Origin of the sequence: Nitrospira sp. (genome assembly GCA_016788885.1) — a bacterium.
Classification (GTDB): Bacteria; Nitrospirota; Nitrospiria; order Nitrospirales; family Nitrospiraceae; genus Nitrospira_A.
Genome location: JAEURX010000045.1, coordinates 20435 through 32904, shown reverse-complemented (window position 1 = coordinate 32904; position 12470 = coordinate 20435). Strand labels below are relative to the sequence as shown.

Below are 12470 nucleotides of genomic sequence, written 5' to 3'. Positions count from 1 at the left end.
TGGTCGAAGGCCGCCCCATAGGCATGGGCCAGAGAATAGCCCAACTCCCCCCCCTCGTGGATGGAGCCGGGGGTTTCCGGCGCCACATGGCTCGGAATGCCGCCGGGAAAAGAAAACTGCTTGAACAGACGCTGCAGCCCCGCCTCATCCTGGGAGATGTTTGGATAGACTTCGCTGTAGGTCCCTTCGAGGTACACATTCGCGACCAGCCCGGGACCGCCGTGACCAGGTCCGGCGACGTAGAGCACCGGGAGATCCTGCGCCTTGATGATGCGGTTGAGATGGGCGTAGATAAAATTCAACCCCGGCGTCGTTCCCCAATGGCCAAGCAGGCGCGGCTTGATATGTTCCCGCCTCAGTGGCTGCTTGAGCAGCGGGTTGGCATACAAATAGATCTGCCCGACGGAAAGATAATTGGCCGCTCGCCAGTAGGCGTGGATCCGTTGAAGCATCTCGGGGCTCAGCGGCTGATTCGCACGGGTCGTCTCTTTCATGAAGTCCCTCTTTCAGATGTACGCGTCCCTTGCCGCCTCCTGCCGAAACGATGACGCGACGGGTTCATTTCGTTCCACGGTTGACGGGCAGGGCCAATAGCCGACAGACCGATTGCGCGATGTGGCGCTCTTCATCCGTCTGGATCACGCGCACCGTCACCCGGCTGCCCGGCCGGGAGATGACCGCGTCATGGGCCTCGTTGCGCGCCTGATCCAACTCAATGCCGAGAAATGCCAGGCCGTCACACATCCGCGCCCGCACGACGGATGAATGTTCGCCGATGCCGCCGCTGAAGACCAGCTGATCGACGCCACCGAGGGCCGCCGCGTAGGCGCCGATCCACTTTTTCCCCTGATAACAAAATACCGCTACCGCCTCTGCGGCGCGCGTATCGCGGCCTTCCTGCGCGAGCAAGTCCCGTAAGTCGGAACTGAGCTCGGATAATCCCAGCAGGCCCGACTGCGCATGGACCATATGATGAAACTGATCCGCCGTCATGCCCTCGGTTTGAGCGAGGTAGGACACCAGACCAGGGTCCAGGTCGCCGGATCTCGTGCTCATGGGCAGCCCGGAGGCCGGGGTGAAACCCATCGTCGTATCAATGCTCACGCCCTCTCGCACTGCGGCGAGACTGGCCCCGTTTCCCAAATGGGCCAGGATCACCTTGCCGCGCGCGGCCTCACGGCCGGCCACCCGTTCCAGCTCTTCTAACAAGTAGGCGTAGGACAGGCCATGAAATCCATATCGCCTGATGCCCTGTTTTTCGTACCGGCGGGGAATCGCCATGAGACGAGCGACCGGCGGCAGATGTTGATGGAATCCGGTATCAAAACAGGCGACTTGCGGGATGGCCGGGTATTGAATGTCCAGGGCGTCGATCAGGGTGAGTTCCGCCGGAAGATGCTCGGGATCGTAGGGACTGAGCCGATGCAACTCTTCTCTCACTGCCTTCGAGATCACCTCCGGATTCGTATAGCGGCTGCCTCCATGGACGACTCGATGGCCGATGGCTTGTAGTGACAATCCCCGGCCGCTCTGCCCGAGTTGATCAATGAGGACCTGCACGGCTGCCGCATGGTTCGGGATCTGCGCGACACGCCGTTGGTCCTGCCCGGTCTCGCCATCGGTGAACGTCACGATGCCGTCCGGAAGCCCGATGCGCTCGATCCGCCCCGCTGCCGCCCGGACGGGCGAACCTCCCACATGAAACAACGCCCATTTGACGCTCGACGATCCGGCGTTCGCGACCAGCACGGCTGGGACTTCACGATCGGCTTGGGGCATGACGTCCTTTCTCTGCTCTCACCATAAATCGCCCGTACGATCAGCGCAACCGGAAAATCCCTCAACCGCCGCTCTAGCAGGCTGCGGAAAACCTCATTTTTTGCACGCTACGCCGCGATCAGCTCACGTGGCATGTTGGTATCAGGATAGTCGGCAGGATGCGCAACAAGGCCATCCAGCAAGGCCGCAGCGAGTGAAGCGGCGAATCGTACTCGTGTCGTACGTTGAGCCGCTGAACGAGGCGAGAACGCCGCTGGTGGACTTTTTCCGCATCCTGCTAGGTCTACTGCGCGGAGCCGCTTTAGGGGAAATGCTAGTTCCGCGCGAATCGGGTATGCGTTATGGTATCGGATGATTTTGCTGGTACTGCGGTTCATCCTGCTCGTCCTTCCCTGCACCACGGCGTGCTTTGTGGCTGCGGCCCCACCCGCCGAGTCTGCCCTGCTGGGCGGCACGATTGTATCCATCGACCAGGAGGCCCTGACGCTTACCATTCTCCTTCCCACGGGAGAATCACGCGCCCTCCCCGTTCGCGACGTTCGCCTGCTGCATGGCCTCAGCGTTGGCGACCATGTCACATTTGAACTCAATGACGAGCATACGTTGATCAAGATCGCCAAGCTGCCGACAGACCCCGCCAACTGACCTCGCCGCCCGCGATTCTTGTATAATGCCCGCCTGCAGCACCGTGTTCCACGACGTGCTCCACACTGACTCAACGGGAGGCCGCATGACACCGGGCACCAATCGCATGGTCGTTCTGACGATGTTTTCCTTCGCTTCATGGTGGGCTTCTGTTCCCTTAAACGCCTGGCCTGCTGAACCGACGGGAGACCCTGGCACAGGACTCGCCCTGGAACAGATCATCGAACGCTACATCCGTACCCATCCTGAAGTCATCGAACAATCCTTGCAGGCATTGGAAAACACACGGGCGGCCGAGGAGCAACAACGGCAGAAAGCCGCCATCGCCACCCACCAGCAGGAGTTACTCAACGATCCGGACTCCCCGATCAGCGGAAACCGGACTGGTGACATCACCGTCGTGGAGTTTTTCGATTATCGCTGCGGGTATTGCAAACGAGCGGCGTCCGCGCTGACCGAGCTACAACAACGGGATACCGGCATCCGTGTCGTGTATAAAGACTTTCCGATTCTCGGCGAGACGTCCGAACTGGCCGCCAAAGCCGCGTTGGCCTCACATCGACAGGGGAAACACCAGGCTTTTCATGAGGCACTGCTGGCAATGAAGGATGATCTCACGAAAGAACACCTGTTTCGGATTGCCCAGACGGTAGGCCTGGATGTGAGTCGGCTCGAGGCGGATATCAACAGGCCGGAGTGGCAAACGGTGATCGATCGCAACCGCAGCCTCGCAAAGACCCTCGGCATCACCGGCACCCCAGCGTTTATCGTCGGCACCGAGTTGGTACCAGGGGCCATGGATTTGAAGATGCTGCAGAGCCTGGTGGCCCAGGTACGCGGGAGATAACGGACCACCGTTCACGCACGGCCCGACAGCATGGCTGCCGCAATGCTCTCAGCCCGTGGGCACAGGACTCCGACATTCCATTTGTGCAAAAACACAACTGCGGGAGAGCCCCCGTGGGCTCTCCCGCAGTCTGGTGATTAGGACCGGCACTGCATCCATACGGCGGCCCCCCGTGAAGAGAGGCCGCCTCCCTCACCCTATTGGATGGGGTTCGACATACGGGAGACAATGGGATCTCCCGCCTCTGACCCCGCCCGCTTGATCGAAGGTGCCTGCTGACTCAACGGGAGGATTCGTTGGTCATCGGTGGGCAACACCTTCAACAGACCCCATTGCCCCGATTGGGCATAGGGCAATCGCTGATTGCTCCAGACATAATCACCCGGCAGACGGAAGCTTCCGCCTGCGGCAGGGATAAAGGCATCCAGCGATTCCGACGCTGAGAACTCCACGACGCTGATTTGGTCGGCGCCGCGCATGAACGGCTCGATCGGCCATTCATGTTTCTCCACGCTGAACATGCCGTTCTGTTCATTGCTCGCCCCGAATACATGGATGCGCACGGGATCTCCCGCATGCGCTTCGATGAGCGGCGTGGCAATGCTGTCCGGCTTGTCCACCGAGCAAGGCTGGAACACCTTGCCCAGGGAGCATCCGCTGGCTTCGCGGAACTTATACGGTTCCGAACGGTAGTTCACAGCCGTCAATCCCGCCGTGTTTTGTACGTAGGGCATAAAGCTGGTTCCAATGATGTTGTCTTCATCTTGGAAGAACAAGGCCACATCGCGGTAGTTCTGGCGATGTTCGTACCCCTGAATCGTCCGATTCACGATGACATCGGCCACCCAGCTGTTCTTGGTGGAGATATCCGCACCGGTCTTCGGATCGCGATAGGTCGCCCCCTTGGGCCCGATCACGATACCGCCGTACAGTCCGTTGCGGGGATTGGTCATGACATTCCCCCAGTCCCACACCAGGGACGCAGTCTCCCCGATGAATGGATCGGCATAGTACGTATAGACGCGGCTCTCACCCGGCGCGACGGTTTGCTCGCCCGGATTGTTGCCGACGTTTGCACCCAGGGAATCTTTCGGATCAAACGCCAGACCCAGCGCCGAGAACGACGCACGGCCCTGCTTCATCTTGTTGCTCAGCTTCACCTTCAAACAGTCCCCGACGTTCGCGCGCAACGTCAACGGCATCGGCTGGAGGCCGGACGCCACCGTCGCGACATCCTCATCCAAGACGTAAATCTTGGCATCAGGATTGACCATCTGGATGGTCCGCTCGAAATCGACCTCGATGGCATCCGGGGCCTTCGGGTTCAACTTCATCGACGGGAAATCGATCGCCGACACATTGAAACTCTTCACCGGCGCATCGGCAGGACACACCGCCGGAGCCTTCGGAATTTCGTTCCGGCCGCTGTACCCGGCAGGCAACTTCTGCAGATCCGTCACGTCCTTATCGAGGACGCGCAAGATACCCCAGGCGCCTTCCGAGAACTTGGACGAACGACCATTGAAATGGATGTAGTCGCCCGCCTGCAGTCGCGGTCCACCGGCTTGCGGAACGACGAGGTCGTATCGTTCAGCGATACCGACATGGATAGAGTTCTTCCGGTTCGCATCGCCGGCATACCGCTCTGTCAGATAGGTATGCCCGGACAGCGTCCAGACCATGCTTTCATTGGTCATGGTCTGCAGCAACCGGAACACGACCGTGTCACCCAGGTAGGCTCGTACCATCGGGGTGTACGGATCGCCGTGTACGGCGCTGCTGAAGAGCTTCGAGGGATCCGGATTCGCCTTCAGGCGTCCGCTGATCGGCTCCGCTCTGAAGTTGAGACTGCCGCCCGTTGTATGGGTCCCGCCGTTCAGGAACGGCATCGGCGTCATCTTGATATGGTCAGGAATCGGAAAGGAGATCGTCTTTCCCGCTTCCAGGGCCACTTCCACCGGCTGGCCCGGAGGATTGCCCGCCGTCACGATATTGATCGTGTGCGGCACGCTGTCATTCAATTGCACCAGCAACTCACGGAAGCTGCCGTTGACCCCGTAGCCTACAGGCTCCGCGGTGCGGATGTCCGCCAACGGACCGCTCCGGATCGGCGCGCCGGTCTTCGGGTTGTGATAGGTCGATCCGACCGGTTCGACAATCATCGTGCCGAATCCGCCGTGGCCCCAGGTAATCCGGCCCAACGCATGGTCGTGCCAGAACACGGTGCCCACATCGGAATCCACCCAGAACCGCTGCCGAACAAATTCCACCGTCACGATATCCTTCACCGGATGATCGTGTTTCAACGGCCGGACGAGTGTGATCTCGTTGCCCTTGATCGACTGGATCCGTCCGACTTCATTCCCGCCGACGTTATCCGCGCCGATCAGGATTTCAATGCCGGGATGATACTGCGCGGCGTTCTTGAGGGTGATCACGCGATCGCCCTTCTTTCCCGTCTTCGTGAAGATGGTGTTCAACGGCAAGGGCAAGCCCTTGTCCGTTTTCTTCTCCAACATGGTGAACGGGCGCACCGACTGTTCGTTCGAGAAGCCGGTGATCACGCCGTCCGACGACTGGTTGTCGAACTGCAGAAAGTGCCAATGGGTATTGACCTTCGAGGCATGGAAATTCCCGAAGTCATCGTCGTCCCATTCGCTGGTCAACATCCAATCCACGCAATCGTAGATGTTCGACCGTACGACCAGCGGGAAGCGCAGGTCGTTGTTCTTGCGAATGGCCGCTTCCTCTTCATGCAACACATAAATCAACCCGCCTTCATCCATGATGGCCGGGGTGTCGCCTTGTTTGTCGGCGAGCATCATCGGCGTATGGATAAAGTGCACGTTGTATTTCTTCGACCCGGCATTCTCCGGGCACAGGCTCCAGCGTCCATTCTCACCCGGCTTGGCCGGATAGGAACTCGGCTGGCCGTCTTCCTCAAGGTGGATCATCTCCAACCATGGAGAAGGATTGTGGCTCTTCGAGAACGGCACGCGCCGACCGAAGTGCGGCTTCAAGTGCGGCCAGGAGACTTTACCGGTCAACGGCTCGAACACGATCGGCAGCCGCTCGCCCGGATGGGTCGATTGATACCGCGGATTCGGCACCGTGTTCTCAGGCTCGGTCATGGCGCGGTTCCCCTGCCAGTTCCAATTCAGCACGGTCGCGTCATAGGACTTGGTCTGGTCGCGCTCATCCTTCTTGTGGCCCGGCAGACCCTGCGGTGGGAACTGCATTTCGACCCAGTCCTTGAGAGTCACGACGGCCGGGTCGGCCTTCCAATCGGTCTTGCCCTTCTCCACGATCTTGAATTGCTTACCGAACCAATCGACGGTCTTGCCGATCAGTTCGTCTGACGTGACCCCCGCCTTGATGCGGCCCTTGCGGTCCGGCAACTCCAGGAGGTCCGGCATCACGTCATTGTGATTCGCGCCCTGTTGAATGGTGTTGTACACGCGCCAGTAGCCCCACATGCCCGCGATATAGTGATGCGCCACGTGGCAATGGAAGAGAAAGTCTCCGGCCAACTGCTGGCAGAGACCGGATCCGCACTCCGTTTCCAGATCCATGGTCTCGGACGGTCCGATGACTTCCACGTCGACGCGATCGGACTTCGTCCGGATCACGGGATATTTCACGGGACCGTTCTTCGCCGCATGCCACAAGGGCATTTCGTCGATGGCCCGCGGGCTCCGCGGCCAACGAATCGCTCCGCCATGCGGATGGTGCGAGTGAAATACTTCGGAGCCACCGTGCACCAGCCGGAACTTGGCCGGGTCTCCGAGGTAGCTGCGCGGAATGGTCGTGGCCGGATCGCCGAACGTATACGCGCTGTAGGCCATCGACTCGTCCTCGAAGCCGAAGTATTCGTGCTGCGTCTGCATATTGTCGACGCCGAACGGCTCGCTCCGATAGTTCAAGGCGCGGGCCACCGGACGATAGACGTCGGTGAGCGGATCGCGCTGCGGAATGAAGTCGCCTTTCTTGTTCAAGGGACGAAATGCTTCGTCGCCGACTTCATGATAAAACAGCACGAACTCCCGGAAGTCCGGTCCGCTGCCGTTCTTGATGATCGCCTGCCAGCCGCTCTTGGTCGGCTGAGGATCGCCGGTTCCGAGCGGTTCGAGGTACTCAGACCCCTTCGGCTCGATCACGAAGGACCCGAAGAGGCCCATCACGGTCAACTCGCGATCATTGCTGTAGGAATGGAACTGGCGGCTGCCCTCCTGCTGCGTCGGCGGGATATACCATTCCATCTCCACCGCTTTGCCCTTGGCGGCGATGCTGTCGGGATTGGTGGTCGTGGCCGGCTGTCCCGTAGCCGACATGACCATGCTGGAACCATGAATGTTCAAGCTGACTTCCTCATCACCCTCCAACTGGTTGCGGAGGGTCATCTTCACGCAATCCCCCTGATTGCCGCGCAGGACCAGCGGCTGAATGAACTGATTCTGCAACCCGTTGATGACGCCGCCCGGATCGTAGCCGTCCTTATCCCGCGCCTCTTTGTTCTTCGTCTCCTCTGCACGGACCTTGTCGATATTTTCCGTCAGCGTGTACATGTAGCCCGGATAGAAATCGAGCCACATGTTCAAGGTGATTTCCACATTGATCGCCGACACGTCATAGCTGCGAACCGGCGCGCTGGCCGGACACTTCCCGCCCATTGACGAGACCGGCTCAGCGCCGCTGTTCGACATCAACAACAAATCCTGATTCCCGGCGCCGTACTGGTGCAACATGTTGACGTTGTTGTACTGGCCGCCTGTGCGCTGCACCTCGGCATCATGGATCAACTGCTCGTTGATCTTCTCCATAATGCGCTGGTGTTGACGCTCCATCATCGCGGTGCGCTCGACATGACCTTCCTGCGCATCCTCGATAATGGTCTGTCCCTTCAACTGCTCAGCCCATGCCGGCTGATTGTGTGCAGCCCCATGCAGCTCAGGCGCCGCCGACGCCACACTGAACGCCCCAACACAGACCGATGGAAGCATGACTCCCAACAGGAGCTTCCAGGCCGCTTGGGACCTGTGCTTATTCAGTTTCCTGGGCCCGCTACGTACCGATCTCATTAGACCTACCTCCTCTTGAAACCATACAACAACCCTCCGCACTCCCACTCTCTGCCACCGAGCCGCGCCGCGTGCGGTGCAGGCCCGTGAAGGCCTGCACCTCATGGAGTGGAAACACCAGGAGGCCGGTCCTTCGGTTTCCACACCCTTGATTCGCGGCATCACATGATGGCGCACCCATCAATGCGCATAGAAAGAACTGCGCACAAAAAGACGCCGGATACGGGAGCAACTCTCGTTCCAGATTGACCGAGACCGGAAACTTAGACTTTGCGGGGAATTTTCGACTGCAGCAGGGAGAGGAGAAACAACAATGGGGCGACCGCGCCCCATCAAAGACTAGCCAACATCAAGATTGATTAGGATTTACAGGCGAACAGTGAGTGTCCGGAACATTTGTCCCCATGGGACATCAATGCCCCATTCAAACAATGAACGGAGAGCCATCAGCCGAACCGTGAATAGAAACGGTGAACGCGTGACGGAAACGGTGAACGTAAGGCGCAAAACGTGAAAGGCACCATGTGAAACGAAAGACAAAGAATAGGACGTGAACGATCTGAAAGCACACACCTCGCGTCTGGTCTTACCTTTCACATTGAACTTTTTACGTTTTACGCTTTCGGCTAGAACAGTTCGCGCAAGCCATGTTTCTTGACCATCCGCTCAACCGTCTTTCGGTCCACTCCGGCTTCACGGGCGGCTTTCCCCATGTGCCCATCGTTTCTCTTCAGGAGGTCGATCAAAAAACTTCGCTCGAATGTCGTGACCGCCACCTGCTTGGCATGTTTGAAGGAGCCGGCTTCTCCTGACGCAGACTCCTCCCCTCCGCATTGCCGCAACCGATCGGGCAAGTGGACGCTCGTAATGACCGGCCCATCGGCCAGAACTGCGGCCCGCTCAATGACGTTTTGCAACTCACGTACATTTCCCGGCCAGGAGTACCCGCACAACAGATCCGTCGCCGACGCATCCAATTCCGGCACACACGCCAACCCCAGCCGTTGCTGCTTGACGAACCGCCGCAGAAATTCCCGCGCCAGGAGCAGAATGTCTCCCTCACGATTTCGTAACGGTGGAAGAACAATGGGAATGACATTCAGCCGGTAATAGAGGTCCTCGCGAAACTCTCCCCGCCGGCAGGCGGCTTCAAGATCCTGGTTCGATGCCGCAATCACCCGCACATCGATATCCAAGAACCGGATGCCACCGACGCGCCGCATTTGCCGCTCCTGCAAGACCCGCAGTAACCGCGACTGCAAGGTCTGGCTCATTCCGCTGACCTCGTCCAGAAACACGGTCCCGCCTGCCGCCACCTCGAACAACCCCGGCTTTGAGACATGCGCACCGGTAAAGGCACCCTTCTCATGACCGAACAGTTCCGATTCCAGAAGCGTATCAGGCAACGACACGCAATCCACCGGAATGAAGGGACGGTCCGCCCGCAGGCTGGCATCGTGAATCGCGCGCGCAACGAGTTCTTTTCCCGTGCCGCTTTCTCCATAGACCAACACGTTGGAATGCGTGGGAGCCACCTTTTCGATCAGGCTGAAGACCGACTCCATGGCGGGGCTTTCCCCGATCACTCGGGACAAACCGGCCCGCTTCCCCGGACGCTCCTGATCAACAGGAGGCCGGACCTCAGCTCCCCCGGTTTGCTTCGCAGCCGTCGCGCCATCTTCGCCGAATGCTCGCCGGGCGACTTGCACCAGGTCGATGCTGGTGAACGGTTTGGTAATGTAGTCGAAGGCGCCATACCGCATCGACGTCACCGCGGTCTGCACGGTGGCATGCGCCGTCAACAGCACCACTTGGACCGAGGGATCCATTCGTTTGGCCGCAGCCAACACTTCAATCCCGTCCAGCTGCGGCATGCGCAAATCGGTCAGAATCAATCCCGGCCGCTCGCGCTGAATGATATCCAATGCGCGGGCCGGATCACATTCGGTCAGACAATCATAAGGCACACGACTCAAAATCCGCCGGCAATTGTCCAACGCATCCTGCTCGTCATCAACGATCAGAATTTTTCCTGCAATCCCCATGGTGCTCCTTCATGCACGCGTTCACCCAGGCCCACCGCAGGCAGATAGATCTCAAACACGGCGCCCACGTTGTCGTTCCGCACCTCAATCCGGCCGCGATGGTCTGAGACAATGCCATAACTCAAGAATAAGCCCAACCCCGTTCCCTGGCCTGCCGGCTTCGTCGTAAAAAATGGATCAAAAATTCGATCCGCAATCGCCGTCGGCACACCGGGCCCGTTGTCCGATATGCTGATCTGCACCCACTCATCACCATCGATCTGCACAGGAGTCGTCCGAACCGTGACCACTCCCCGATCGCCACAAGCGGTCACCGCATCAATGGCGTTATTGATCACGTTCAGCAGCACGGTTTCCAATCGATCACGATCACCCATCACAGGCGACAAGACAGGTGCCAGATCCATGCCGATCCGGACAGAAAGCCCCGTCATCCGTTCGCCTGCCATGGCCACGCAGGTCCGGGCCACGCAGTTGAGGTCGAGCGGCTTCAGCATGGACACCGTCCCGCGAGAGAACGTGAGGATGCTGCGCGTCACTCTGGAGATTCGTTCGGCTTGAGAGCGAATGGTCACCAGATCGCGGGCAACCTCATCCGGCACGTTCGACTGCGCGGCGTCGGCCTCCATGCATTCGATACGATTGAGAATGATGCCGAGTGGATTGTTAATTTCATGCGCGATCCCGCTCGCCACCTTACCCAATGTCGCCAACCGCTCCGAGAGTTCCAGTTTCCGCATCTGCCGCGTAATCTCCGCGGTCTTCTCCTCGACCCGATGCGTGAGTTCGGCATTCAGTGACTCCAGCTCGATGCGCGAGGCCTGCAACCGATCGGCCATGCGATGGACAGCCGCCGCGAGGTCTTCAAATTCATCGCCGGTTTTCACATCGAGCGGGCCGTCGTAGGTGCCTCGGCTGATCGCTTCCACACCCGTCTTGAGCACTTGAATCGGTTGGGCGATTCTGGTCGCCACGTAGCGGCCCATCGCCCAGAGCAGGCCCAACATCACCACTCCGATCAACGCGAGGTTTCGTAACTGGTCGCGAATGGGTGCGTAAGTTTCCTCCGGTTGTTGCCGCACGAAGACGTGCCAGGAGTTGTCCGGCAGGCTCAGCCCCGTGACCGGCGCATATCCTACCACCGTATCCGTCGCTCCATGGCCGTCGTCTTCGGCGATGCCCCAACCGGGGTTTGACGACACGATCATGGTCATCAACTGGCCGGGGATTCGATGGGCGCGACGCGGCAAAATGGGACAGACCAGAGGCTGCCCGGCTGCGTCGAACAACATGGCGTGCCCGGTCTGCCCGATCCGAATCTCTTTGATCATCGCGAAGAGAGAATCAAACCGATAGGACGCCTTAATGGCACCGATGACCGTGTGCTGATGGTCGTCAAGGATGGGAACCGCAATATCGATGGTCTCTTCCGGCGAGCGAAAGGATCCTTCCTGCCCGGGGATTAACCCGCTGACGTAGACGCGATCGAGGCCTCCGGCCTGTAAGGCTTCCCACCAGGGTTCATGGCTGAGGAAGTAGTGATCCGGTTCCGAACTGGCTGCGACCAATGCTCCATACCGGTCGGTGATCAGCAGCCCGACCATCTTGTCGCCGTCGCGGACTTTCGTCTCTAGAAGAAAGCGCGACAATTCTGAATTCAACAGGCCGGCCGCGTTGTCGTGTCCTCTCTCCCATTCCTTCGCGCGTTCTTGAATCAGCCGCTGCGTGTCGGACCACTCGCCCGCATAAGACAGATTGGCAGCTTCGACCGGCTGACGCACCCGCAAAGGCGCGGATGCAAGCAACCGCACCCCCTGCACTTCGCTCTGCACGAGCATGGTCAGGCGATCGGCGGCCTGTTCGGCAATCGCTTGAAAATTTCCGCCGATCACGTCGCGAAGCGAACGCATACCGGACATGTAGGCGAGAATGAGTCCGATCAGGAGCGGAATACAGCCCACCAGCACAATGGCGAGTACAATGCGGCCCTTGATGGTACGAATCGTCATTCCCCACCTCAGAGCGCTCATTCTAAACAACCAGCGAAAGAAAACGCCACCGTCGCGTCATCCCGCC

At 59.4% G+C, this 12470-nt stretch carries 7 protein-coding genes; 2 read left to right on the top strand and 5 right to left on the bottom strand.

The window, feature by feature from the left end; translation table 11 throughout:
- Positions 1-494: phosphoketolase (locus tag JNL86_12440; protein MBL8043717.1), on the bottom strand; the 494-nt coding region annotated here is incomplete at its 3' end.
- A gap of 64 nt (positions 495-558) precedes the next feature.
- A complete protein-coding gene (locus tag JNL86_12435; GenBank protein MBL8043716.1) occupies positions 559-1779 on the bottom strand; it encodes an acetate/propionate family kinase in 1221 nt (406 codons plus the stop codon).
- A gap of 351 nt (positions 1780-2130) precedes the next feature.
- On the opposite strand from JNL86_12435, the gene JNL86_12430 reads away from it, so the two are divergent.
- Both JNL86_12430 and JNL86_12425 read left to right on the top strand, forming a co-directional pair.
- A complete protein-coding gene (locus JNL86_12430; GenBank protein ID MBL8043715.1) occupies positions 2131-2424 on the top strand; it encodes a hypothetical protein in 294 nt (97 codons plus the stop codon).
- 85 nt (positions 2425-2509) lie between these two features.
- Positions 2510-3271, top strand: a complete 762-nt coding sequence (locus tag JNL86_12425; GenBank protein MBL8043714.1) for a DsbA family protein — start codon at positions 2510-2512, stop codon at positions 3269-3271.
- Positions 3272-3468: 197 nt separating this feature from the next.
- On the opposite strand, the gene JNL86_12420 is transcribed toward JNL86_12425, so the two are convergent.
- From JNL86_12420 to JNL86_12410, 3 genes are all read right to left on the bottom strand, one after another.
- On the bottom strand, positions 3469-8349 hold the full coding sequence (locus JNL86_12420; protein ID MBL8043713.1) for a multicopper oxidase domain-containing protein: 4881 nt from the start codon (positions 8347-8349) through the stop codon (positions 3469-3471).
- 626 nt (positions 8350-8975) lie between these two features.
- On the bottom strand, positions 8976-10394 hold the full coding sequence (locus tag JNL86_12415; protein MBL8043712.1) for a sigma-54-dependent Fis family transcriptional regulator: 1419 nt from the start codon (positions 10392-10394) through the stop codon (positions 8976-8978).
- Positions 10370-12403, bottom strand: a complete 2034-nt coding sequence (locus tag JNL86_12410) for a HAMP domain-containing protein (GenBank protein ID MBL8043711.1) — start codon at positions 12401-12403, stop codon at positions 10370-10372. Before JNL86_12410 ends, JNL86_12415 begins: the two co-directional genes overlap by 25 nt.
- Positions 12404-12470 lie beyond the last annotated feature (67 nt).